Source organism: Marispirochaeta aestuarii, assembly GCF_002087085.1.
GTDB lineage: Bacteria > Spirochaetota > Spirochaetia > JC444 > Marispirochaetaceae > Marispirochaeta > Marispirochaeta aestuarii.
In genome coordinates, this window is sequence record NZ_MWQY01000003.1 from 56870 (window position 1) to 83119 (window position 26250).

Sequence of the window (26250 nt, forward strand, 5' to 3'; positions counted from 1 at the left end):
GAGGATCACAGTTTTTCCAGTGCTTCCTCAGCTGTTTTTTTTATTGATGAAGAGGTATTGCTTTCGCTCAATGTCTGCACCTTGTCCCGTAATCCGCTGAAACGGTTTTCCCCTATACCCTTCAAGGCCATCAGAACAACAGAAACATCCCCGTGGGTCAGAAATCTTTCAAAGTAGTCGGCAAGCCTCGGGTTTTCTTCCTGCGACATGGCCTTTACCAGCTCAATAAAGATACGGGAACCGGGTTGCTTTTCCTCTTTTTCCAGAATCGTATCTATAAGACCAAAGGAGTTTCCCAGATCATTTTTTACAAGTTCCTGTAGCGCTACGATTCTGGAGGCCTGGGAATAGCGCTGATTCCCGGCCAGGTCCCGGAGACTCCTGTAGGATCTCCCGCCGATCTTTCCGAGGGCCTGGATCGCAGCGATTCGGATCCTCTCTTCAGGATCCCGGGTAGCCTTGTATACGAGAATATCGATGGCATCTTTCTCTTTTCTCTCCCCCAGTGTCTCGACTGCCGCAAGACGAACCCTCCAGAAGGAGTCCCTGAGAGCTTCCATCAGGTAATCCAGGACTTCCCCGCTTTCAAAGGTCGTCAGGGCCCGTACAGCGTAGGTACGGAGAATTGTATCATCGTCGTTCAGTAAATCAGCGAGCACGGGCAGGACCTCGGGAGTTCCGATTTCTCCCAGGGCCTGACAGGCCCGCCAGCGGTAGGATCGTTCCTGGCTTGCATCGGTGACGATTTCTTCCAGAAAGGGAATACTCTCGCTGTCCTTGAGCATTCCCAGGGCGCTTAGCGCGGAGGCCCGCACATTCTGTCCAAGGGAGGTATCGTCATAAAGATCCCGCAAGAATTGAATATCCCCGGGATCCCCCAGTCTGCCGATCCCCTCCACGGCCTTCATTGCAACGGCAGTCTGTTGAGAACTGGTAAAATCCTTGAGTATCTCCACACCTTCCCTGTGATCAAGTTCAATAAAGTACTCAATTCCTGCAATTATGAGTTCTTCCTTGTCAGGATAGTCGAGGAGTATTTTCTCTACCTGCTCAAGAGCGGGCCTGTATTCCACGGAACTGAAAATTCTGACAGCCGCTGCCTTCAGCTCCTGATTTCGTGAATTGACAAGAAGATCCATGATTTCTTCGGTGAAATCATCAATATCTTCATCATCTTCGAGATCCTTCAACAGAGAGATAACCTCGCTGTCGATACCGTATCGCAGGATATCCCTGCGCTGATCATCATCCCGGTTTTCTTCCGGATTCCCGGTCGTCTGCCCCTCCATCGGCAAAGTGAAAAAGGGTTGAGAAAGAAGGAGGAAAACAAGGATTCCCATCCGCATCATTTTATTCAATCCGAACCCTCCGTCTTCGAAACAGGATATCGATGGCTTCTACTTTGAGAATCTTGTACATACCGAGGCTGATTAAGGTAAAAATGATCGCCGGTAGAATAAGCCGCAGCAGATTGATTACAGTAGCGCCCTGTTGCCACCAGTTCCCAGTGTAATGCCTGAACAGGACAAAAACAATGATCCCGGGAAACATGGAAAAAACAATCTTTCCAAGGGTTTTCAGGTTACGCTGAAGCAGGCCGTACTCGCTGTGCCAAAGACACGGCATATACAGTACCAGAAGCCCGAGACTGAAAGCAGCAGTATTCGCATACGCCAGACCTGCAACCCCCAGGCTCGTCTCCTTCCACCACAGGGACAATGCTATGTCCGCCAGGGCCACGATACAGGCTGTAAGTGTAACCCGGCGGTAGTTTCCCGCGGAAAAATAATACCTCTGGAGAAAGTTGAAAGCCCCGACCGGAAAAAGTCCCCAGGTGTAGGCTTTCAGAATCTGATATGTGTATATCGTATCTTCTGCAGCGAATTTATTTCTCTGATATGCAACCGCAATAATCTCCTTTCCAAGGAAAAGAAGTACCAGCATTGAAGGAACGAGCAGTATTAGAAGCAGGTCGATCCCAAGCCGAATGGAATCATCCAGGGCCTCATTATTACCCTCTGCAAACTGTCTGCTCATGCGGGGAAACATGACCGTTGTTACGGAGGCGGAGAAAATCCCCATGGGCAGCTGCCAGAAGATAATCGCATTCTGGAGCCCCGCTACTCCTTTGTCATCTATTCCGGATGCAAAGCGGATTGCTATTATCTGAATTATCGAAAAAATGGATGAGGCAGCGACAACGGGTCCCCATCTGTGCATAACACGCTTGAAACCCGGACTCCTGAACCTGAAGGAGGGCTTCATGCTGTAGCCCTGTTTAAGGAAAAAAGGCAGCTGAAACAGTATCTGTCCCAGTCCGCCGAGAAGGACTCCCACCGCCATGGCAAATACTCCGAGGCGGGTATAAAAGAGGATAAGACTGCTTATTACGGCAATGGAAAAAAGAACCGGAGTGAAGGCCGGGACAAAAAAGCGACCATGGCTGTTGAGAACGGCCATGATGGTGGCATTGATACTGATGAGGAGTATATAGAATATGAACCAGCGGAACAGGTCTACCGCGAGCTTTATCTGCGCTGGATCGGACAGCTCCGAAAGAACATAACGAATCAGCACTTCAGCGAAAATAACAGCCAGAATACAGAATGGAACCAGTACCGTTATCTGGAACCCCATCAGAAGACTCGTAAGCTGCCGGGCCTTTCCTCCCGCGGGTTCATCTACGAGGGATGCCGATATTTCGGGAATAAACGCCGAAGACAGGGCTCCTTCGGCCATAAGTTTACGCAGGTTGTTGGGAACGGCAAAGGTAAGATGCAGAACGCTGGCCTCACCTCCGGCACCGAAAAGCGATGCAATCAGGGCATTGCGTACAAAGCCCAGCAGCCGGGAGAGAAAGGTACACCCCATGACGATGAAGGCAGCCAGGGTGCTTCGCGTATTGCTCTTATGTGTGTTTTCCTCGGTACTCATCAAGAAAAGCCTCTTTATATTCTCGGAATGCGGAGTTTCGAATTGCAGTTCTAATATTCCGGGTCATTCTCATAAGAAAATGTATGTTGTGTTCAGTTGCGAGCATTGGTCCAAGGATCTCTTTGGCTTTGAAAAGATGCCGAATATAAGCACGACTGTATCGCCGGCAGGCAGTGCAGTCGCATTCGGAATCGATCGGGCCTGTATCCTTTTCAAATCTGGCATTCTTTAAGGCCATAACACCCCGGGGAGTAAAAACAGAACCGTTTCTGGCGATGCGTGTAGGAAAAACGCAGTCAAAAAGATCAATACCGTTCTCGACAGCGGCCAGTATATACTCGGGGGTGCCGATTCCCATAAGGTAATGGGGTTTTTCGGGGGGAAGCAGTTCTCCTGTATGGTGCAGCATCTCAAGAAAAAGAGGAAAAGGTTCTCCCACGGACAGCCCCCCTACGGCCACCCCTGGAAAATCCAGCGGCAGCAGCTCCTCAGCGCTCCGTTGTCTCAGATCCTTGTAGAAATTCCCCTGAAGAATCGGAAAAAGGGCTCTGCCCGGGGCGGGATCATGGAGTTGCCACTCCTTCAGGCTCCTTTTGGCCCAGGCCGTTGTAATCTCCAGAGCCTTCAGGGCCTCCCGGTATTCAATATCCGGCGGCGTACAGACATCGAGAACCATGGCTATATCGCTGTTCAGAGAATTCTGTATGCCCACAACCTTCTCCGGGGTCAGTTCATGATAACTTCCGTCGATGTGGCTTCGAAAACGTACACCTTCCTCCGTGATTTTTCGAAAAGTCGCGAGAGAAAAAACCTGAAAGCCTCCCGAATCGGTCAGGATATTACCCTTCCAGCTGGAAAACTGATGCAGACCGCCATAGGCGTCGATAACCTCTGTCCCCGGACGCAGATAGAGATGATAGGTGTTTCCCAGAATCAGGGGCACTCCCATCTCTTCAAGCTTCTGATGAGAGATAGCTTTAACGCTTCCATTGGTCCCCACCGGCATGAAAGCAGGGGTTTCCATACTCCCATGGGCAAGTTCCAGAATGCCGTTTCGGGCCAGGCTGGTTCCGTCCCTTTCGGTAACAGTAAATTTAATGCTCATAGAACCTCATGTCCGGATAAATTTTAACATTGCAGTCCCGATGGTCAGAAAAATAATAACCGGGATAAATGAACCGGCCACCGGAGAAAGATAACCGATTACTGCAAATAGACTTGTCAACATCTGAAAAACATAGAAAACAACAGATAAAGACAGACTTAACAGCAGACTCATAAGAAGCACATTTTTCTTGAATCTGCTTCCTATTGCAGAAGAAAGCATGGCGACGATTATTGGCGTAAAAGCAAAGGCTATCCTTTTATAATAATCCGTCCGCTCCGCGCGGCTCTCCTGGCCGGATCGTCTGAGTTCCTCGATATAGACCTGAGCTTCCGACAGGGTCATTTCTTCAATATCCTTCTGTTTGCGCTGAAAATTGGCGGGATCATCCGTCAGGAGCGGATCAGTGTATTCGGCATATCTATCTTCTGCAAGTCCTGAATCAGAAAAAGAATAAACCCTGGCATCCCGCATAATCCAGATGGATCCGTTATACTCAGCCCAGGCAGCGTCTATACGCTTTTTGAATCTTCCATCATCCGTCAACATGAGAACCACAAGATTGGAGATGGTTCTGTCTGCGTTGTTATAGTATTCCGCTGAGTAAATGACTCCGCCGGCATCTCCACGAATTGTAACATTCGAATTGTTCAGGTTCTCCCGCTGTCCCAGTACCTGCTGCATCAGGGCATTCTTTTTGCTGTAACTTTCTATTACCACGGCATCTTCGAAACCCAAGAGGCCCAGACCGAGAAAGGCTCCCAGAACAAGCAGGGGACTTACCGCGTAGCGAAGGGAAACTCCTGAACCGAGCAGGGCAATCAGTTCATTATTACCGTAAAGCTGGCCCAGGGTGTAGGAGATGGAAAATAATAGAGATATGGGAACAGCATAGGATATACATTTGGGAATATAGAGCAGTTGAAGTTGAAGGATAACGGCGACCGGAACATCCTGGTTCAGGTAGCGCCAGAGGTTACCGAAAAGATCCACCATCTGAAGCATGAGAACAAAGAAAAACAGGGCTGTAAAAAAAACCGGTATACAGTCCAGGAGGAGCATCCGTCTCAGCAACTTCATCGACGGCTCCGGATAATAAGCAGGCCTGTTCCTGCGGCAAGAATAACCAGATTACCCGTCCATATTGCAATCCAGGGCGACAAGTCGGAACGGATTCCCAGGGTTTGTCCGGCAAAAAGAAGGCCCCAGTACATCATACACACAAAGAGCCCGATTCCGAAACCGATTGATCTTCCTCCCTTCCGGGTCAATACTCCGGCGGGGAAGGCGAAGAGCAGAAAAATAACACAGGCCGCCGGCAGGGCAATCTTCTTGTGGTATTCCAGAAGGTGCATCTGGAGGGAGCGATCCCGAATATCCCGTTCCCTGGCGGTCCGAAGCTGTTCCTGTCTGGCAGCGATCTTCGTGCCGGGCAGCTTTTTTCCTGATAGAAAGGTCTCCAGATAGAGAGCCGCAAGGTCTGTCTCAAGCTGATCGACCTGCATCTGATTATGCATTGTCCTTTGGGATAATTGTTCCCTTTTTTCTTTAATAACAGCGAGAATATCCCTGATGCTTTTTTCCCGGGGAGTCAGACTATGGACCGCAAGACTGATATCCTTCAGCAGGATATTGTACTCCATGATATCGGCGCTGGAATATTCATAGAATCCCCGTCGTTTCTGATCGCTCACGATGCTGACCACATCGTACAAACGGAGACTTATTACGCCCCCGCTTCCGTAATTCTTATCCAGGACTCCCCTGGAGGCATTGATTGTTCGACGGTTTTTTTTCTCGTCCCGGTCAAAGATCACGATATCTTCGATACTCCCCGATTCTACCTTGCCCGTTGCTATAACCCTGTCGCGGTAGCGTTTAATCGAATAAGCTTCAAGCTCCAGCGCCGGATTGCTGTAGAGAATTTCCCGGTACAGGGTGTTGAACCTCATGGTTCCGGCGGGAAGAAGTACATCGTTGGAAAAATAGGCAAGGACGCCAAAGATCAGTCCCAGGGTAAAAATGGGCAGTGCGATTGTTTTCAGGGGTATCCCCGCCGACTGCATGGCAAGAATCTCGTTATCCCCCACCAGCCTGCCGACCGCCATCAGACCCCCTACCAGGGCGGAAAAGGGAAAACTGTAGGAGATAATATTAGGTACAGCGTATACTATGAGCCGCAGGACATCCCCCGGAGCGACGTTCTTTGACAGGATCTCTTCCGCCATAAGCAGAATCTGATTTATGAAGAAGATAAAAAAGAAGAACAGAAAAACAACAGCGAAGGAAAGGATAAACTCCCCCGCCACATATCTGAATAGTATTGTTTTTCTCCGTATTACAGCTAAATCAGACACCGGTCGATCCGAAACCTCCTGTTCCCCGCTCAGTACCTGGCAGTCGGCTCTTCTCCTCAAAAACTGCCTGTATTACCGGAGCAAAGACTATCTGAGCGATCCTCTCTCCCGGCAGGATAGTCACCTCTTCGGCGGAGAGATTAACCATGATGACCTTGATTTCTCCGCGGTAATCGGCATCGATAGTACCGGGGCTGTTGAGCACCGTCAGCCCCCGTCTGAGGGCGAGGCCTGATCGGGGACGGACCTGGGCTTCGAATCCAGGGGGAATCTCCAGAAAAAGACCAGTGGGGATCAGCGCTCGTTCCAGACTTTTAAGAACGACTGCACCATCAAGAGCCGCTTTCAGGTCTGCGCCGGAGGATACCTCTGTCGAGTATACAGGAGCCCCAGATTCAGGAAGAATCGCTGGTACCCGAATCGAGCCTGTTGAATCCATTGCCAGTCTCCTTGTAAAAAAGCGGATTGCCCCGGTAAGACAGGACAATCCGCTGAATCTTTTTCTGATCCATGGGGATCATACGGGGGTCAGGCTATCGCCTTTTCTGCCCCTGATTACCGCTGTTGCTTTTATCGGGATCGATGGCATCGATATAACTTAAGTTTATTCTTCCCATCCTGTCGATCTCTATCAGCTTGACCGGGATTTCCTGATCAACCTTAAGTACATCAGAGACAGAATTAACCCGTTCCCGGGAAAGCTTTGAAATGTGAACAAGCCCCTCTTTACCGGGAAGTATTTCGACAAAAGCACCGAAATCCATGATTCTCTTTACCGTGCCCTGGTAGATAGTCCCGATTTCCGGCTCCTCAACGATTCCGCGAACCATCGCTTCACCGGCCTCGGCGCTTGCCTGATCCCTGCCAAAGATGGTGACGAGACCGCTGTCGTCGATGTTGATGCTTGCACCGGAGCGCTCGCTTATGCCTTTGATCACCTTGCCGCCGGGTCCGATAACAGCGCCGATCTTGTCCTCGTCAACCTTGAGAGTAATAATCTTCGGTGCATATTCGGACATGTTGCCCTGATGAGAACTGATTGTTTCGTTCATTATACCGAGGATATGCATCCGGCCCTTTTTAGCCTGACTGAGAGCAGTGGCCATGATCTCCTGGGATACCCCGGAAATCTTGATATCCATCTGAAAAGCAGTAATCCCGTCTTCAGTTCCTGCGACTTTAAAATCCATGTCGCCCAGATGGTCTTCTTCACCAAGAATATCCGAAAGAACCACCGTTTTTTCCGGAGAGCTTATCAGGCCCATGGCAATACCAGCTACGGGTTTCTTTATCGGAACCCCGGCGCTCTGCAATGAAAGGGAGCTGCCGCATACGGTAGCCATGGATGAAGAACCGTTGGACTCAAGTATCTCAGATACTACCCGTACGGTATAGGGAAAATCCTCTTTTTTGGGAAGGACCCCTTCAATGGCACGCTGCGCAAGATGTCCATGCCCGATTTCCCGTCGCCCGGTACCCATACGTCCCGTTTCCCCTACTGAAAAGGGAGGGAAGTTATAGTGAAGCATGAAGTTTTCATAGCTTTTGTCGCCGTCTATGTCGTCTACGATTTTTTCATCAGAAACAGTCCCCAGGGTCGTTACAGCCAGAGCCTGTGTTTCTCCCCGGGTAAAAAGGGCGCTTCCGTGGGTACGGGGCAGAACCCGTATTTCACAGCTGATAGGCCGGATATCTTCAACACTCCGCCCGTCAGTACGTTTACCGTTTTTCAGGATGGAGGATCGAACAATGGTGTACTCCAGTTCCTCAAAGATCTTGTCTACCTTTCCGTAGTCCTCTTCTTCAAGTTTTTCCTCGAAGGCCTTGAGGGTCTCTTCCTTGACAGCTTTAATGGCTGCATAACGCTCAAATTTCCCCAGTACGAAGCAGGCTTCCTCGAGTTTCGGTGTGGCAAATGATTTAATCTCGTCTTCCAGAGCAAAGACCTCTTCAACCTCCACCAGGGGAAGTTTCTCTTTGCCGGCCTTTTCCCGGAGTTCGAGCTGTGCGGCACAAATCTTCTTGATTTCTACTTCCGCCAGCGCGATAGCCTCCAGCATTCTTTCCTCGGCAACCTCTTTGGCTCCGCCCTCCACCATGGTTATACCTTCACTGGTACCCGCAACAACGATGTCCAGTTCGCTTCGTGCAATCTGATCGAAGGTGGGATTTACGATAAGCTCACCGTCGACGGAACTGATCCGCACGGCAGCCACCGGTCCCTCGAAGGGAATATCGGAGATAACAACCGCCGCGGATGCAGCGACCATGGCGATAATATCAGGAGGATTGATCTGGTCGGCGGAAACCACCGTGGGAACAACCTGAATGTCACGTTTAAAGGCCTTATGAAAAAGGGGACGCATCGGCCGGTCAATCAGGCGGCAGACAAGAATCTCCTTATCCTTGGGACGTCCCTCTCTCTTGAGAAAGCCCCCGGGAATCTTACCTGCGGCATAGTACTTTTCGTTATATTCAACTTGCAGGGGAACGTAATCCAATCCTTCCACCGGCTTGTCACTGCAGCATACCGTCGCAAGAACAGCACTGCCTTCGTAGCGCGCAAAAACGGCACCATTAGCCTGTTTGGCCATTTTGCCGGTTTCGAGGATTAGTTCGCCACTCCCCATGGGAATGGTAACTGAATGAATCATTATACTGTATCCTTATTATTTTCTGAGGTTCAATCGGCCGAGCAGAGAACGATAGGTATCAAGATCCTTTCTCTGCAGATATTTAAGCAGCTTGCGCCTCTGTCCGACCATCTTCAGCAACCCCCGGCGTGAAGCATGGTCCTTCTTATTCGTCTTAAAGTGTTCGGTAAGGTCTTCTATTCTTTTAGTAAGCAGCGCGATCTGCACCTCGGTGGCTCCGCTGTCTTTATCGTTTTTTCCAAACTCTTTAATGACATCCTGTTTCGCTTCCTTAGCTAACATCATTTTCTCCTTTAACTCTCTTAAGTCCTTTGCTTTCTCATTTATGAGCGAAACCTGCTCTTAATTTTCATCCGTGTTTACGGTATTTTCCTAATTCACTAAGCTAAAAGAATTAGCAGTAAATTTTCTCCCTTAGAGTGTACTGAAAATCCTTAAAAAGTCAATCTCTCAAAGCACCGTTGACCATTCCATACACCCAGCGCCCTTCCTTCTTTTTGAGGAGTCCCAGGAATCGTCCATCACTGTCAAAACAGACCAGGGGTGTTGCGGCTTCAATTTCCGCAAGAAAACCGGCATCCTTCAGGGACCTTCCAAGAAGAAAACTCTCCACTTCGGCATCAGGGATACGTATCCCCGTTATTCCAAGGAGAGCTTCCATTGAATTCCGGTCGTCCAGTACCGGTGTATCCTCATCTATCTCATCCACCCCGATGGCATCTTCAATCCGGGCCCTTCCAACCTGCAGACGCCTCAGACTTTTTACATACGCCACGGTTCCCAGGGAATATGCGATATCCCGTGCCAGAGAGCGGATGTAGGTTCCTTTGGAACAGGCCACCCGCACCGAAAGGAAAGGTGCTGTATAGCCTGTAATCTCCAGGGAGTCAATAAAAATGCGTCGGAAAGGCATATCCGGCACCTCTCCCTTCAAAGCACGCTTATATGCCCGGGTACCATCTATATGCACAGCCGAGTACAGAGGCGGCTTCTGCAGTATTTCGCCCCTGAATCCGACAAGTGCTGATTCCAGATCCTCCAGAACAGGGATTCCTCCCTCGGCACACACCGCCCCCTCGGGATCGAGGGTTTCCGTTTCCCGGCCGAACTCGAAAACAGCCTCGTAAACCTTGTCCTGCTCGGTCAGATATGATGACAGCCGGGTAAAAGAGCCTGCAAGACAGACCAGAAGCCCGGAGGCAAATTTGTCGAGGGTACCGGTATGACCCGCTTTTCCGGCTTTAAGTCTGCGACCGGCAAAGCGGACAGTATCGCTTGAAGTAAACCCTTCGTTTTTGTCTATCAGGATAATGCCGTTTTTCCCGCTCATTTATCCTCGAGTTCATCCAGCTTATGGACCATCCTGACCCCCCGTTCAATGGAGCCATCCTGGTAAAACGTCAGTTTCGGAGTATTCCGCAACCTCAGCTTCTTGCCCAAACGTGCCTGGATAAACCCGGCAGCATGATTAAGTGCCTTAACCGCGTTCTCTACGGATTGAGGATTTTCAAAACTTGATACGTAGACCTTTGCATAACCGGTATCCTTGGACACTACAACCTCGGTCACGGATATAAAGCTGGATACCCTGTGGTCCTTTACAATTCCAGTAAGGATCATCTCGCTTATCGCATGCTGGATAAGCGAGGCAACCCGTTTCAGTCGATATTCTGACATTACTTCTCGTTTGTGCTCAGCTTCTTGGCGATCTCTTTGACCTCGATGACCTCAAACTGGTCGCCCACCTGAACGTCAAGGTAGTTTTCGATTCCAATACCGCATTCATATCCGGCAGCTACCTCTTTGGCATCATCCTTGAAGCGCCTGAGAGAGGTAATCTTTCCGGTGTGTATTTCTATACCGTCCCGGACCACATGCACGGTAGCACCCCGTATTACCTTTCCGCTGGTGACGTAACAACCGGCGATAAGTCCGATCTTCGGTACCTTGAAGGTTTCCCGGACTTCCACGGTACCGATGGTCTCTTCCCTGAGCTCGGGGGCCAGCATACCTTCCATTGCATCCCGTATATCATCTACGGCATCGTAGATAATGGTGTACTTCCGGATCTCCACCTTCTCCTGTTCGGCCAGGGCCTGAGCCTTCGGTGTAGGCCGCACATGGAAAGCGATTATGATCGCGTCTGAGGCGGCGGCAAGACTTACATTGGATTCGGTAACCGCACCTGCGGATGCATCGATTACATTGAGTCGTATTTCCGGCGTACTCAGGCGCTCAAGAGCCATCTGCAGGGCTTCCACGGAACCGTGTACGTCGCCCTTGATAATTACCTTGAGTTCCTGAACCTCACCCTGCTGTATGGAGTCATACAGGTTGTCCAGGGTTACCTTCTTGACATTCTTGGCTTCACCGGCTTTTTCAAGTTCCTGGCGCTTGGCACCGACCTGCCGGGCGATCTTCTCGGATTCGGTAACCTGGAAGGGATCGCCTGCGCTGGGTGTTCCGGTAAAACCAAGGACCTCCACCGGTGTTGCCGGCGTGGCCTTGTCCAGTTTATTCCCCTTGTCGTCGAACATGGCCCGGACCTTTCCGGGAAAAACTCCGGCTACAAAAGCATCGCCTACAGAAAGAGTACCGCGTTCGACGATAACTGTACCGACAATACCGCGTCCATGATCAACCTTGGACTCTATGATCCGACCTTCCGCACGGCAGTCATAATTTGCCTTAAGCTCCATCAGCTCGGCCTGAAGGTTTATCGTCTCCAGCAGCTCCGGTATCCCGTCTCGCGTCATGGCGGATACCTCGCAGAAGAGGGTTGTTCCGCCCCAGGACTCCGGCATCAAACCGTGCTCTGAAAGCTGCTGTTTAACCCGGTCGGGATTGGCCTCGGGGAGATCTATCTTGTTTATGGCAACAATGATTGGCACCTCAGCCGCTTTTGCATGATTGATGGCTTCCACCGTCTGCGGCATTACGCCGTCATTGGCAGCAACGACCAGAACAACAATATCGGTAACCTGTGCACCCCTGGCCCTCATCTGAGTAAAGGCTTCATGACCCGGGGTATCGAGGAATACAACCTCTCCGGCCCCGTCTGCAAGGGTAACCTTGTAGGCACCTATATGCTGTGTTATACCGCCGAACTCTCCGCCGACAACGTCGGTGGTCCGTATGCTGTCCAGAAGTTTGGTCTTACCGTGATCGACATGCCCCATAATGGTGACGATGGGCGGACGGGCTTTCAGATCATCCTCTCCACTCTTATCACTCTCGATGAGGGTCTCGTCGTAGAGACTCACGATTTTTACCCTGGCCCCGTATTCTTCTGCCAGAAGCTGGGCTGTTTCGGAATCGATCTGCTGGTTTATGGTAACCATCATTCCCATTCCCATGAGCTTGGAGATTAATTCACCTGCCTTGAGGTTCATCTTCCTGGCCAGTTCGGAAACGGTAATGACTTCCATAATATCTATCTCTTTGGGTACCGGATTAACCTTCTTGATGGGACGTTTCTTTATATGAAAATCCCTCTCCTCGACCTCTTCCTTCCGGCTCTTCTGGTAGGCCGCCTTCTTCTTGGCCTTGAAGAATTTCTTCCCGCTTTTTCCTTTTCCTTCTTCCTGAGTCGGAGCAGGCGGTGCTCCGCCTCCGGCAGGCGGTCCGGGGCGTCTGAAACCGCCGCCCGGGCGTGACGGTCCACCGGGCCTTCCCTGTCCGGGACCGGAAGGGCCTCTTCTGGGAGGACGATCGTTGCTCCGTTCCCGTCGATCCTGGGTCTGCGGACGGGATTCCCTCTGGAATCGGGTTTCCCCCGAGCGCATACGGGTGTACCCGCCGGTACGTCCCTTCTGGGTGGGCCGGATCTCTTCGGTTTTGGAAGCGGCAGTCTCTTTTCTTACCGGTTTGTCAGTTTTTTCCTGCCCGGTCTCCCTGGGAGGAGCCTTTGTTTCTGCCTTTTCCTCGGTTTTTTGCGGAGGAGCCGCTGCGGCTTCTTCAGGTTTTTTCTGCAGAGACGGCTCAGGGGCGGCACTCTTCAGCGTCTCGTCCTGAACTGCCTGCTTCTCTTCCTGACCTGACTCCACGGCAGACGCATCTTCTTTTTTTGCGACCACACGAGGAACGGGCTTCTTCTTTTTCTTTACGACTACAACCCGCTTTTTTTCATGTTTCTCGTCGGATGAAATTTCCTCTGGTTTCTTGTGCTTTATAAGGGTTGCCTTCGGTTTCTTCTTGTTTTCCTGTTCTTCAGCCATAGTTCCTCGGTTGATCTTATGGATTCCGTATCAAGAATCCATTACTCTTCTTCCTCTGATATTTCAAAGCTCAAACCAACACCGCAATTAGGACACGTTGTCATGTCGACGCTTATCGGATGTCCGCACTCAGGACACTCATAGGACTCATCCTCTTCAGATTCGAAGAAGTCTTCTGTATCGTCATTTTCTTCTTCTTCCTCGATAATGTCAACATTGTCATTAATAATAGCAGTAATGGTTTCCACATCTTTCGAGTCAAGCCCCTCAATTTCAGCCATTTCTTCGGGACTGAGATTGATAAGGTCCTCAATCAACTCGATCTTATTATCCTTCAGGGTTTCCACTATGTGTTCCGGAATATCCGGAAGTTCAGCAATGCTGGTTATCTCTTCCTCTTCTTCCACGTCACTGAAAAGGGCTTCCATTGCCTTCTTGCTCTCCGCGGCAATATCCATCTCTTCGAACTGGGCTATTGTCTTGACATCGATATTCCAGTCAACAAGACGGTTTGCAAGCCGCACATTCAGGCCCTGCTTGCCGATCGCCAGAGAAAGCTGGTTCTCTTCAACAACCGCAAGGGCCTGTCTTTTTGCCTCGTCCAGAACAACAACGGTGTCGACTTCAGCGGGAGAAAGGGCGTTCTTGATGAAATCCCGGGGATTATTGTCATACTTCAGGATGTCGATTTTTTCCCCTTCGAGTTCTCTGACGATTGCCTGGATACGAACGCCCTTCATCCCAACGCAGGCCCCCACGGGATCGACATCTTCACGGTTTGAATAGACCGCGAGCTTTGTCCGATAGCCGGGTTCCCGGACGATCTTGAAGATCTCCACGGTTTTATCATAAACCTCGGGCACCTCCAGCTCAAAAATTCGCCGGACAAAATCGGTATGGGTTCTGGACAGCACGATCTGCAGGCCGGAGGTTGTTTTATTCACCTCGTAAATCAGGGCTTTGATTCTGTCGTTGGGGCGGTAAATCTCCCGGGGAGACTGATATCGTTTGGGAAGAATACCCTCAACCCGTCCAAGATCCACAAAGATATTCCCGTTCCGTTCCCTCTGATAGTAGCCGATGATCATTTCGCCTACCTTCTCCTGGAATTCGGAATAGAGGGTATCCTTCTGGATATCCCTGAGGGTCTGCTTGGCCTTCTGTTTGGCACTCTGCACTGCAACACGATCAAATTCCTGAGGATTTATCTCGATCAGCAGCTCGTCTCCGAGCTCACACTCTTCGTTAAGTTCCAGAGCCTCTTCCAGGGCAATCTCGGTCACCTCGTCATAGACGTCTTCAACAATCTGTTTACGGGCGAATAAGGCCACCTCATCGCCTTCTTCATCAAAACGCACAACCGCATTGTCGCACTGTCCGAATTTCTTCTTGTAGGCCGCCAGCAGGAAGTCTTCTATTGTCTTTTTAACCAGGTCTTCCGATATTCCCCGATCCTGTACTATCGATCGTATCGCGTCTGCTAATCCAGAGGCCATGTATGATACCCCCTACCCTTCAGATATTTTCGCTTTAACAATTTCTGCTCTCCCGTATCGTCTCTCTCCGTCACCGACAGTGAGAACTATTTCATCATCGTCCGCATGGATCAGATCACCCTGCACCCATTCGCTTGAATCTTCCGTCAGCACGCGTATTCTTCGGCCGGTAAAAATGGCGAATTCACGAAAGAATTTTATATTCCTGCTGATACCCGGAGAAGATATCTCCAGGCTTATATCCCGTGAATCAAGAGCCACCTCAAGACGGGGCATAACGGTCCTGTATACCTTGGTACAGTCATCCAGAGAAACACCTTCCGAGCTGTAGATGTAAATAACAACCTGAACGGAACCTTTCACAGGGCGGCACTGGGCCTCCACAACCGAAAAACCCATCCCCTGGATTATATCCACCGTCGATTCAAGTTCAGGACTTATTCCTGTTCCTTCCTTCATACAATCAGGCGAAGAATCCGCCATTTCCTTTTATATAGAGTAGGGGTCTGCCGGCATACACCCTGGCAGAACAAGGTGCAGCTGCAAGGTCCCCTGTATAAAAAAAAGAGTCGCCGGGGACTCTTTTCTGTTCCGCTGCAATTCAACTGTCGTAAATAAATAGTATCAAGCTTGGAAAGACTAGTCAATAGCAAAGACGATCCAGACCATCACGCGGGAACCTCCCCCCTCGATGGCTGCAGAAGCTGCACGAATGCTGGCGCCGGTGGTCCGGATATCATCAAGAAGGACAATACTTTGACAAGTCTTTTTTCCTGTATAGTGGAATACGCTTCGGCTGTTCGCCTCCCTCGCCTTCCTGTTGAGTTTTTTCTGTTCCTTTCCTGCGCTTCGTACAAGTAGTTGCGGACAAACCGCAAGCCCCTGGTCCCTGAGCCTGGCAGTCACCTGCTCCATATGCCCCCATCCGTTTCGCCGGCGGGATTTCCGTCCGGAAGGCACAGGGACAATCAAAGCCTGCTTCTCTTCTGCTGTCAGATCCCTAAGAATTTCTTCCGCCAGGATCCCCGAAAGGGACTTTATTCCATCGAATTTGTAGCGCTGGAGAAGGACCCGTGCAGCTCCGCGGTAATAAAAGATTCCCCGTCCGGGGGGACCGGGATTTTCCTGCTCCCTGCAGTTCATACACACGCGATTCTCACTTGTCAGGGTAAGACCGCACTGAAGACATCGCCGCCCCCGTATTCTTCCAGACCGGAGTTCAGTATGACAGGAAGCACAGAGCAGGTTCTCGCAGTTCAAGGGCAATTGCCGTCCGCATATTGCACATATCCGGGGAAACAGAAAATCCAGCATCGGAGGGATTACGCTGCGTTTCACATGAGTATAAACCGGAGCACCAGTCCGACGCTTCAGATTTTCAGGGTTTTTTGTAAACGGGCCAGAAAGTTGAGGGCCTCCAGAGGTGTAGTGGAATCAATCTTCAGATTCTTTATTTCCTGGATCACCATATCGTCAGCACCGAACAGGTCATGCTGAATCTCCCCCGCCCCGGGAGGGAGTACGGTGAGTTGAGCACCGTCGTCGAGTCCTCCCAGGATTTCCGCCGCCCTGCGAATGACCTGGTCGGGGATACCCGCCAGACGGGCTACATGAATACCGTAGGAACCGGCTGCAGCCCCCTCTTTCAAGCGTTTGAGGAAGATGATCTCCCCTTCTTTTTCCAGAACCTCCATATGAAGATTCCGGAGCCCCGGATTTTCAATGGAGGTAAGTTCATGATAGTGGGTGGCAAAGAGGGTGTTCACCTTTTTTTCCAGAATATACTCGGAAACAGCCCAGGCTATGGAGAGACCGTCGTTGGTACTGGTCCCCCTCCCTACTTCGTCCATTATAACCAGGCTCGAATTACTCATGTAGCGCAGGATGTTGGCCGTCTCATTCATTTCCACCAGGAAGGTGGATTCTCCCCGGGCCAGGTTATCCGAAGCGCCGACCCGGCAGAAGATCCTGTCCACAAGGCCGATCTCCGCACGGGCCGCCGGAACGAAGGAACCGATCTGAGCCATGAGAACAATCAGAGCGGTCTGACGCAGCACCGTTGATTTACCCGCCATATTGGGTCCGGTAATCAGAGCGAAAGGAGGATCCTCCCCCCCGAGGCGCAGGGAGTTGGGGATGAAATCCCCCGGAGGCAGATGCTTTTCCACTACCGGATGCCTGCCCTCTTCAATGATGATTCCCCCGGAGCCACCTACCTGGGGCCGGATAAAACCGTGCACCGTGGCTGCATAGGCGAAACTGGCGAGGGCATCCATCTCGGCAAGATATTCTGCGCAGGCGTAGAGTTCATCCAGAGAGGTGCGCACCTTTTCCCGGAGTTCCAGAAAGACCTCGCGCTCCAGTTCTATCGCCCTCTCGGCGGCACTGTTTACCTCGGTCTCGATGTGAATAAGCTCATCCGTGGTAAAACGTTCGCTTCCCACCAGAGACTGGCGGCGGATAAAATGCTCCGGGACGGCTTTCAGGTTAGATTTCGTTATTTCAAAAAAATATCCGATAATCTTGTTGTATTTTATCCTGAGATTCGCAATCCCCGAGGATGCTCTCTCCCGTTCAAGATACTCGTCCAGAACCCGTTTCCGATCCCTGCGGGCGTTTCGCAGCCTGTCGAGTTCTTTGTGGTAACCCGGGGCGATCAGGCGCCCCTCGGTGAGCAGAATGGAAGGATCTTCATGGAGGGACTCGGACAGAAGCTCCGTCAGCCGGTCGAGCGTCATTTCCTGCTCAGGCGACAGTGCGGGGAGGGCCTCTTTATTACCGCAGCCCTGCAGGAGTCCGGGAATTCGCCTGGCACTGCTCAGGGTATTCCGGATGGATAGAAGGTCCTTGGCGTGGGCCTTCTGCAGAGCGACCCGGGTGGCAAGGCGCTGGAGGTCAAGAACGCCGCCGAGCTCGTCCCGGATTGATCCCAGGAGAATCTGGTTGCGATACAGGGCCTCCAGGGCATCGAGCCTGCTGTTTATCTGCTCCATGTTCCGGAGGGGATGAAGCAGACGGCTCCTGATTCTCCTTGCCCCCAGGGAGGTACGACTGTAATCCAGGACCTCCAGCAGGGTATACTGCTCGCTGCCGTCGTTCAGGTTGCGTACCAGCTCCAGATTGCGCTGGGTGGCGGTATCGAGTCCAACGTAGGTTTCATCGGTATAACGTTCCATGGAACGTATGTGATCGAGCAGAGTTTTAGAGGTCTCCCCCACATACTCGAGGACCGCAGCCGTGGTCATGACAAGGGGATCATCCTGGTCTATACCGAAACCCTTCAGATTGGCAGTGCCGAACTGGCGGCAGAGACGCTGAAAAGCGTCGGTCTGATCGAAATGCCAGTCGGGAATCCGGTTTATTACCATGGATTTTCTGTCGCCGATAATCTGCCGCAGGACCTGGTCTTCATCGTAGAGAGACTCCTGCAGCAGGACCTCCTTGGGATCCAGACGGTTCAATTCCAGGGAAAGGTATTCGTGAAACCGCTCCTTTTTAACAGACGTCGCTTTGAAATCCCCGGTGGAGAGGTCCAGGTAGGCGAAACAGGCGGTACTTCCGTAGATTCCGAAGGAGAAGAGATAATTATTCCGGCGATTGTCCAGATAATCCTCTTCCAGAACTGTTCCGGGGGTAATGATCTCCACAACTTCCCGCTCGGCAATCCCTTTTCCTTTTGGGGGAAGGGCCGTCTGCTCACAGACAGCGATCTTCTTTCCCGCCTTCAGAAGCCGTCCGATGTAGGCGGAAGCGGCATGATAGGGAATGCCGCACATGGGTATGTTGTGCCGTTTGGTCAAGGTAATATTGAGGATCCCGGAGACTTCCCTGGCGTCCTGTTCGAACATTTCATAGAAGTCCCCGAGGCGAAAGAAGAGAATGGCGTCGCGGTTTTCCTGTTTGATGCGCCTGTATTGGCGCATCATGGGGGTTGTATCTGACATCGAAAGGCCGGATCAGCCTCCGGCGTTTCTCATGAGCCGCTGTATGACAAGATCGGTAATATCAGCGTCCTTGGAAAAAAAGAGGATATTGGGATCCTGCGCCTTGTAGATTACCGCGTAGCCTTCCTGCTCCGCCACATAACCGATGGCCTGCAGGATCTCCGAAGAGAGAGATGATGATGCCTGCATGCTCTCCTTCAGACGGTTGATGCGGTTTGTCATTACACTGTGATAGTCCTTCAGGTATTCCTGTTTTTCATCGATCTGCTTTTCAATCCTCAAAACCAGAGACTCGTTGCTGTTTCGCTGGGCGTCCAGCTTGTCTTCCTTGAGCTTGTCAATCTGATTGATGATGTTACGCCGTTCTTCCTCGTAGGTGGTCTGAAGTTCTTCGATTTTCCTGAAGGAGACGGACTCCCGGAAGTACTGACTGAAAATCTTTGAAAGATCGACAACCCCGACCCGGGATATAACCTGGCTGTACCCTGAACTGAGAACAAGGGTCAGCAGAAGCGCAGAAATAATTCGTTTCATCTATCCTTTCCTTTGCCTGGATAAATTGTAATGTTCCCTTCCAGCGATTACTACTATACCCGTTCTACATGGTCATGGTAAAGGCAATTATGAAATCAAGACCTGAATCGGGATCATCCTCATCCTTGAAAAGAGGTCCCGGCTGCCATTCGATTCCGTCATCAAGGATCTTGAAGCGTTTGGCAAAATAGAATCCCAGGGGAATACCGGGGATGGTAAGCTTCAAACCGCTTCCCAGGGTAAACTTGAAATCTTCGAGCTGCATGTCCCGGAACTCCTCCAGCCCCAGGTGGGGATCATTTTCGTCCCGGAGATACATCACTGTTGCACTCGCGAAGTTATCGAACCAGAGGAACTGCTCAAATATGGGAAAGGTCAGATTGAGCCTGCTGTCCCATCTGCTCTGCCCCCCCAGGACCCTGGGCCATCCGAGGGCGACGGTCATGCCGTCGATATAGAGCAGGTCGGCGTCTGTTGCCGCCAGATCACCGTTGAACTGGGGCAGAATAAAGGCGAATTCGGTATGAAAACCGAGGATCGAACGAAAGCGATAACTCTTGCCGATTATTGTATCCAGCAGGGTAAAATAGATATCCCCGGTGGTGGTGGAGCGCAGGTAATCCCGGGTCGACGGAAGAAAACCTCCGGTATAGGTAAACCGCTGGTTCAGATAGTAACCCTTTGAGGGATTATAGATGAGGTCTCTGGTATCGAAGGAGAGGGAGGTCCACAAACGGGTAATGGGAAGCCAGGTTTCCAGGTTATCCCGGACGTCGGAGCTATAGGGACGGTATACCTCGTCGTCGTACCAGATATAGTTCAGGGATGTGGAAAGTCCGGTACCGAGACCGATCCGTCCGAGCCAGGTATTCCAGGTATAGCCGGTGCTGACCCCCAGAGAGGCTTCGTAGGAATCATATTCCATAAGATAGTCTGAGTTGACCCCCTCACCATTCTCGATGGCCCACTCGTACTCTTCATAACTGTCGTAGGGATCCGGTGCACCGATGTTGTTCGGCGCTATCAGATCCTGATAGGCACCGTCGATCAGGAGGTGTTCAAAACCGAAGTTGATGCCTCCGTACCAGCGATGGCCAAAAAGCCAATTTTCCTTGAATGCAAGGTCGATGCTCTGGCTCTGGGTCGAAACTTCAGCCCCGATGGAGATCTCCTGGCCCCGGCCGAGGAAGTTTTTGTCCGCCAGATTGATAAAGCCCACCATGGGAAACCCGGTAATACCCCCGGTAAAGGAGATACCGAAGTTGAGATCGATGGTTTTACCCTCTTCCACGTTGATAACCAGGTCCATGAGGTTATCCACACTGCCGGCAGGGGTTTCGGGATTAACGGCTGAGAAATACTGGGTGTTGTAAAGATTCTGCAGCCCCTGGACAATCTTTTCCCTGGAAAAAACGTCCCCCACTTCAAGGGGAATTTCCCGCTCGATTACATGGTCTTTTGTTTTTGTGTTTCCCTTTATGATGATATTCTCAATGTGGGCCCGTCCTCTTTCGACGATTTCCACCACATAGGAGATACTGCGTTCCTGCTCGTTACGGATTTCCCGCCGGTCTATCTGGTTGAATATGTAACCGTCGTCAAAGTAGAGGTTCGCCACGCGGGTAAAGTCGGCCTGCAGGGCAGTCCGGTTCAAAACCGCACCCTTTTCCTGGCGAATGAGCTCCTGAAGTTCTTCGTCGGTGAACAGGGTATTTCCCTGAAACTCCACACCTCCGTAGGTGTACTGGGAGCCCTCTTCTATATAGAAGGTGATGTCCACATAGTTTCTGTCCTCGTCCTCCTGTTCGGGGGTGGGAGTCTGCCGTACTTCGACAATCTGGGCGTCCACGTAGCCCCGTTCCCAGTAGTAGGAGAGAATAATGCGCTTGTCCTGTTCAATGGTGCTTTCCTGGTATATACCGCTGGAGAAGAGTCCCTGTTCCTTGGTCTCGAGGCGCCGTTTAAGGGTGCTGTCGGAGACGAAACTGTTTCCGGAAAAGTAGATATTTTTAATACGGGTCTGAGCACCTTCGTTTACGTCGAAATAGACGACAGCCCGACCCTCCTGGTTTTTTTCAAAACGTCCGCTTACCTCGGCATCGGGGTAGCCTTTTTCGATATAGAGGGTACGAATGGCCTCGGCATCAAGACGGACCTTGTTGCGGGTTACCATATCGTCCCGTTTGAGAAGTACGGTATCGAGGATCTCAGAATCCCGCAGGTTTTTATTACCGTTTATGATAATCTCATCAACCAGGGGTCGTTCCTTTACGGTGAACTCGATTACAACGGAATCCGTACCCTGACTGCCTTCCACCGCATCGATGGAATAGCTTTCAAAATAGTCCAGGGCAAAAATCTTGCTTTGGAGCTCCCAGGAAAGGGTATCGGTAAAGGGTTCGCCGATATACTGGTTGGTTATACCTTCAAGATCATATTCACTGACGGACAAAAGACCCTCGAAGCGGATATCCTCGATGGGTTTCCCTACCCACCAGTTATCTTCCTGGGTCCACGCGCTAAGACAGAGTATTAATAGTACAAAAACAAGCAGCGTCTTACGCATACCGGCTCCTTTAGAATGATAACGACCACGAGAGCCCCACCTTCGCAGTGGTAATACTGGAAACTATATCACGAAAATCCGGATACACCGCCACATCGAGCAGGAAAAATGGTGTTTTCCATTCCAACGATATTTCCGTTTCCAGAGAATAGATATCCTCTCCGCTATAAGTGGAAAAAAACTGCTCGTTCGACTGAACCTGAAGCATGGCTTCAAGAAAAACATCGTCGCCAAAGTACTTTCCCAAAAATAGGGTTGTGTTGTCAAGATAGCGTCCCAACTGATTCGATGGTATGCTTCCGTGCTGGGTACTCTGCTCCTCCACAACCATCCGGTCCAACAGAATATTCTGCAGAATCTGAGTTCGTATACTGAAAAGATCGAGATTGAATATCTCTTTCATGGACTGTTCAAAGGACCGCACAATTCCCAGCTGGCCGATTAATAAATCGCTGGTCTGAATAAGGGCATCCGAAGGGGTAATCGGTTCGCCCGTACTGCCGCCGAAAATCGAGTACCCCAGCAGGGCTGCTATTTCGGCATCTGTTTTACTCGGCGTCGCTTCAAAACGGGGTGAAAACTGACTGAAAGGCCGCTCATCCACAACCAGAAAGATCTGTACACTCTTCCCTTCCTCGTCGATCTCCCGCAGTTCCGCCCGGGCGGAGAGCAGCGGATCAAACTTGATTTCGTTTTCATTGAACCTGACCGCTCCTTCGGTAATAAAGAAGTTCCGCTGAAAATAGAGGATAATCCCTCCCTGGATTTCCACGTCCCCCAGCACCGCCAGGGTTTCACTGCCGCTGTCGTATTTCACCGTCATCTCCTGACCTGTTTTCGCAAAACTGCGCAGGATCGGAAGATTTGCCGACGGCCAGAGAAACTCCACGCTGCGACCCGTTATAAAGGTAAAATCGGTGCGCAGGGTGTGGGGCGAAGACGGAGGCGGAGTGGGCAGTTCTTCATTGGTAAGGGTGAGTACCGCAGAACTCAGTGTCAGTCGTCCGCCCAGTTCCGTACCGCTCCGGTCTCCCAGGATATTGAAACTGCCGATGGCATAGCCGTCCAGCTTGAGCTGGCCGATATCGGTTTTTACATGTACCCCGCGGTTTGGTCCTGTCCTTATGCGTATGTCGTAGGTTGCCGGTACCCAGTGCTCCATGGCAAAGGACAGATCGGCGTTGACGCTTCCGGTTCCCACCGGAAGAGAAAGATTGTTTATCGACAAGGTCTTCTCTTCAAGCCGAAGCTGACCGTCAAAGGGTCCGACTGCCTCGGGAATTACCGGTGATTCAGCGGATATATCCCGGGCAAAGAGAAGACCGTCAAAATCCGGATCGTTCATGGGGCCGCTGACCTTTATGTTTTCCCCGCTGACGGTTCCGCTGTTCAGGTAAAAATACGGAAAGCGGAAGCCTCCCTGCAAAGGCTCGACATCAAGGGTGATTTGTTCCAGTTCGGCATTGATGTTTCCCTCTTCCAGGCTTCCATTCAAACGAAGCTGAAGAGGCAGGGGTTCAACCAGGGCCAGGGAGAACTCCCTGTTTTTATCAAGGGTACCAGACACCGAATTCCCGGGACCGCCGTAAAAAGCAAACAGTTCTCCGTCATACCCGAAACTTATTTCCCAGGGCTCTTTTTGATCGTTTCCCAGCTGGATGTCCCGCACCGAAAGTCTGCCGTCGAAGGGATTTCTGATAATCTCGTCCAGACCCAGACGCTGCGGGATTGCGGCAGTATCCATGCTCAGTTCCACGGTACTTCTGAGCATGTCCTCCTGGAAGGGCAAACGCAACTCTCCGCGAAACTCCACATCCCCTTCCTGAAAACGGAGGGCGCCCCTTCCCTGCTGCAGGTTCATTCCGAGATATTCCAGTTCGAATTCCCGAATATCCATACGCTCGGAATCAAGGGTGAATACCGTTCTGAAGTTGAAGGGATCCTGATTCAGCTCCCCTTCTTCGAGTTCAAAACGTGCATAAATATCCGGCTGTTCCAGGGCACCGGTCAGGGTAACATCCCCGGAGAAGTTCCCCTGTACCGGGGACTCGCCAAAGCGGCGCAGGGGTGCGTTCCTGACGGAGAAATCGGACTCCAGCTGACCGTCCTCCAGGGAGAGGACTGCCTGATACTGCTCTTCACTGTCCCTGGAAAAAAGCTGAAGCCAGCCATCACCCCGGAGGGAAAGAAAATCCCCGGGTATGAAGCTGTCCAGGGCAAAATACCCGTTTCCCCTGACAGCGGAAATATCATCAGAATATTCAATATTGTAGATATTTATCCGGTTGGGGTCGGCTACCATGGAGAGACTCAGCGAGTCGTCCCCCCGGGTGAAGGGGAAATTCCGCAGGGAAGAATTCTCGAACCTGACCAGCCAGTATCCGAAATCCCTGTAGTATCCCCGGGAGGTAAGATCAAGGTGAGAGGTTTCACGGGTGAAGGGTATGGGGAAATCCCGGGTTTTAATGTAAAATCGCCTGGTATCTCCAAGATCGATCAGGAATGTTTCTATGTAATCTCCCTGCAGGACCAGACGTCCGTCTCCGTAGCTTCCACGGACCTGGTAGGGAATATCCTGAAGAGTGGCCGTCGCGGCAAATCGGATACCTTCGTCCGGGTCGGACTGCAGATTTACTGCGCCTTTTGCCTGGTACTGATTATACAGCAGCGAATCCACGTTCAAATCAAAACCTTCGTTGCTCCCGCTGAACTGAAAGGTAATCCTCCGGTTGGGATCCTGCGGATGATCCACCAGGGCATTGGGAAGATAAAATGCGTAATTGTCCCCCTCCTGGTAATGGAAAAAAGAACTGCTCCATCGCAGATTCTGCCGATTCAGCAGTTCGGGGGTCTGCCGGCCGGAGAAAAGCCTGACACTGGCATCAAGGGGAATGTCCTGGATTCGTCCGGTGTTCTGCAGAAAACCCGTGTCGGCATAAAAACCGCCTTCAAGACTGACATAGCCGCGGCCGGTATCGGCTGATTCCACAGGGACCAGGAAATCATACTCCCAATCATCTCCGTTCCGACCGATATTCCCGCTCAGGCCCGGAAAAAGCACATCCCCCACTCTGAGTCCCCCGCCTGCTGTTACGGTGGATCCTGAACGCCGGAAGTCAAGATCGCCGTTCAGGAAAGCCCCGGTGGGAAGAATCACGTCCCGCAGCCTCAAGCCCCCCGAAGGAAGGAGTGAATCCATCAGGATGTCCCCCTGAAAGGTCAGTCTTCCCCTGTCAGATTCTATATAGAGCGGATTCATCGCAATGCGCCGGGTATTTCCCTCAAAATTAATCCGCCCGTCAAACAGAACGGGAAGTTCACTCCGGGACAGGTCGAAAAGCAGATCCCCCCGGTAATCCAGATCAGACAAATCGAGGTTAAAGGCTGCTTCCGCATTTCCGCTCAGAACAGCGTCGAACCAGGGTCTGTAATCTGTAAGAGCTCCCCGGGGAAGGAAAAAACCTGAAGGACGGAAATCCTCACCCAGGAAGCTGAGTCTGAGTCTCCGTCCGGCCGCTTCGTACGCCAGCTCAAGATCAAAGGGTTCCCGATCCTGGATTTTTCGTACCTGAACCCGGGAGGGAGAATATTCAACGAAGAAGGTAATTCGAGGCAGATCAAAGAGACTGCTCTGGATATCCCGCATCATAAGGGAAAAATCACCCCGCCGTCCCGACAGATCCATCCCCCCGGACGCAGACAGATAGGACTGAAATTCGCTGAACAGGGTATCGGAGCGGCTGTCGGAATACCCGGCGTCTCCCCGGACCTCAAAGCTGAACCTTTTTTCTTCGCGGTGTATATCGAAGAAAAGCCGATCGATACGGGCTATCCTCCCACCGTCGACAAAGGAGAATGAGAGGTTTCGCCCGCTGATGACCAGGCCTTTATTGAGTTTTTCTCCAAACAACTCCCCCGCCGGGCCTGGTGTGGGGGAAGTCGTCAGGTCCCGGACAAGACGGAGGAGGTCCTGATCCTGCTGCAAATTAAAACCCAGGGCGGTATTTTCCAAGCGGATCTCCCGCACTGCCTGCAGAGGTTCCCCGGAAAAGAGATCAAACAGATTATAGGTGATCCTCAGTTTACGGATGACTAGCAGCGCTTCATCCGGAGATCCGGGATCGAATATTTTCAGATCCCGTATTTCCAGGTGCCGGAATACCGCCGGAGAAATACTGCTGTAGGTAATGTTTCTGCCTGTTCTTCCTTCCAGATATTCAATCAGCTGATGCCGGAACTCAAGCATGCTCCGGTCCAGGGCCTTCTGAAAGGGCCAGAGAATGACAACGGTAAGACCGATGAGCAAGAGAAGCAACAGAACCTGTATTATATGTATATTCCGCCGTGACAATGCCATTATATAATCCGGGCCATCCGGGTCTGGACTGAACTCACCATACTATTGTACCAATATACTACACTATTGATGGGGATCGCTGCCAT

General features: G+C 51.3%; 18 protein-coding genes and 1 pseudogene. All 19 read right to left on the reverse strand.

Annotated features, from left to right (window positions below; all coding sequences use genetic code 11):
• Positions 1-5: 5 nt before the first annotated feature.
• The 19 genes and pseudogenes from B4O97_RS03215 to B4O97_RS03300 all read right to left on the reverse strand — a co-directional run bounded on the left by B4O97_RS03215 (position 6) and on the right by B4O97_RS03300 (position 26164).
• On the reverse strand, positions 6-1349 hold the full coding sequence (locus tag B4O97_RS03215; RefSeq protein WP_083048269.1) for a HEAT repeat domain-containing protein: 1344 nt from the start codon (positions 1347-1349) through the stop codon (positions 6-8).
• 1 nt (position 1350) lies between these two features.
• Complete coding sequence (gene murJ, locus B4O97_RS03220; RefSeq protein ID WP_083048271.1) at positions 1351-2934, reverse strand: murein biosynthesis integral membrane protein MurJ; 1584 nt, start codon at positions 2932-2934, stop codon at positions 1351-1353.
• A complete protein-coding gene (gene tgt, locus B4O97_RS03225) occupies positions 2909-4039 on the reverse strand; it encodes a tRNA guanosine(34) transglycosylase Tgt (RefSeq protein ID WP_083048272.1) in 1131 nt (376 codons plus the stop codon). Before tgt ends, murJ begins: the two co-directional genes overlap by 26 nt.
• A 6-nt stretch (positions 4040-4045) precedes the next feature.
• Positions 4046-5119: an LptF/LptG family permease gene (locus B4O97_RS03230; RefSeq protein ID WP_083048274.1), complete on the reverse strand. Its 1074-nt coding sequence runs from the start codon at positions 5117-5119 to the stop codon at positions 4046-4048.
• A complete protein-coding gene (locus tag B4O97_RS03235) occupies positions 5116-6396 on the reverse strand; it encodes an LptF/LptG family permease (protein ID WP_158084129.1) in 1281 nt (426 codons plus the stop codon). Before B4O97_RS03235 ends, B4O97_RS03230 begins: the two co-directional genes overlap by 4 nt.
• Positions 6389-6835, reverse strand: a complete 447-nt coding sequence (gene dut, locus B4O97_RS03240; protein WP_083048278.1) for a dUTP diphosphatase — start codon at positions 6833-6835, stop codon at positions 6389-6391. The genes B4O97_RS03235 and dut overlap by 8 nt, the downstream gene beginning before the upstream one ends.
• A gap of 94 nt (positions 6836-6929) precedes the next feature.
• Complete coding sequence (gene pnp, locus B4O97_RS03245) at positions 6930-9050, reverse strand: polyribonucleotide nucleotidyltransferase (RefSeq protein WP_083048280.1); 2121 nt, start codon at positions 9048-9050, stop codon at positions 6930-6932.
• Between the two features lie 15 nt (positions 9051-9065).
• Complete coding sequence (gene rpsO, locus B4O97_RS03250; RefSeq protein ID WP_083048282.1) at positions 9066-9332, reverse strand: 30S ribosomal protein S15; 267 nt, start codon at positions 9330-9332, stop codon at positions 9066-9068.
• A 160-nt stretch (positions 9333-9492) separates the two neighbouring features.
• Positions 9493-10380 (reverse strand): tRNA pseudouridine(55) synthase TruB, encoded by an 888-nt coding sequence (gene truB, locus B4O97_RS03255; RefSeq protein ID WP_083048284.1) that lies wholly within the window; start codon positions 10378-10380, stop codon positions 9493-9495.
• Complete coding sequence (gene rbfA, locus B4O97_RS03260; RefSeq protein WP_083048286.1) at positions 10377-10727, reverse strand: 30S ribosome-binding factor RbfA; 351 nt, start codon at positions 10725-10727, stop codon at positions 10377-10379. The genes truB and rbfA overlap by 4 nt, the downstream gene beginning before the upstream one ends.
• Entirely contained in the window at positions 10727-13267 is a 2541-nt protein-coding gene (gene infB, locus B4O97_RS03265) for a translation initiation factor IF-2 (protein WP_083048288.1), read from the reverse strand. Before infB ends, rbfA begins: the two co-directional genes overlap by 1 nt.
• A 41-nt stretch (positions 13268-13308) precedes the next feature.
• A complete protein-coding gene (gene nusA, locus B4O97_RS03270; RefSeq protein ID WP_083048290.1) occupies positions 13309-14763 on the reverse strand; it encodes a transcription termination factor NusA in 1455 nt (484 codons plus the stop codon).
• Positions 14764-14775: 12 nt separating this feature from the next.
• Complete coding sequence (locus B4O97_RS03275; RefSeq protein ID WP_158084130.1) at positions 14776-15222, reverse strand: LSm family protein; 447 nt, start codon at positions 15220-15222, stop codon at positions 14776-14778.
• 180 nt (positions 15223-15402) lie between these two features.
• Positions 15403-15906, reverse strand: a complete 504-nt coding sequence (locus B4O97_RS03280; RefSeq protein ID WP_083048294.1) for a ComF family protein — start codon at positions 15904-15906, stop codon at positions 15403-15405.
• Positions 15907-16077: pseudogene (locus B4O97_RS19790) on the reverse strand (double zinc ribbon domain-containing protein); the annotation flags it as partial.
• Between the two features lie 56 nt (positions 16078-16133).
• Entirely contained in the window at positions 16134-18707 is a 2574-nt protein-coding gene (mutS, locus tag B4O97_RS03285; protein WP_083048296.1) for a DNA mismatch repair protein MutS, read from the reverse strand.
• Between the two features lie 12 nt (positions 18708-18719).
• A complete protein-coding gene (locus tag B4O97_RS03290; protein ID WP_083048298.1) occupies positions 18720-19241 on the reverse strand; it encodes an OmpH family outer membrane protein in 522 nt (173 codons plus the stop codon).
• 64 nt (positions 19242-19305) lie between these two features.
• On the reverse strand, positions 19306-21807 hold the full coding sequence (gene bamA / locus B4O97_RS03295; protein WP_083048300.1) for an outer membrane protein assembly factor BamA: 2502 nt from the start codon (positions 21805-21807) through the stop codon (positions 19306-19308).
• Positions 21808-21817: 10 nt separating this feature from the next.
• Positions 21818-26164 (reverse strand): translocation/assembly module TamB domain-containing protein, encoded by a 4347-nt coding sequence (locus tag B4O97_RS03300; RefSeq protein WP_083048302.1) that lies wholly within the window; start codon positions 26162-26164, stop codon positions 21818-21820.
• Positions 26165-26250 lie beyond the last annotated feature (86 nt).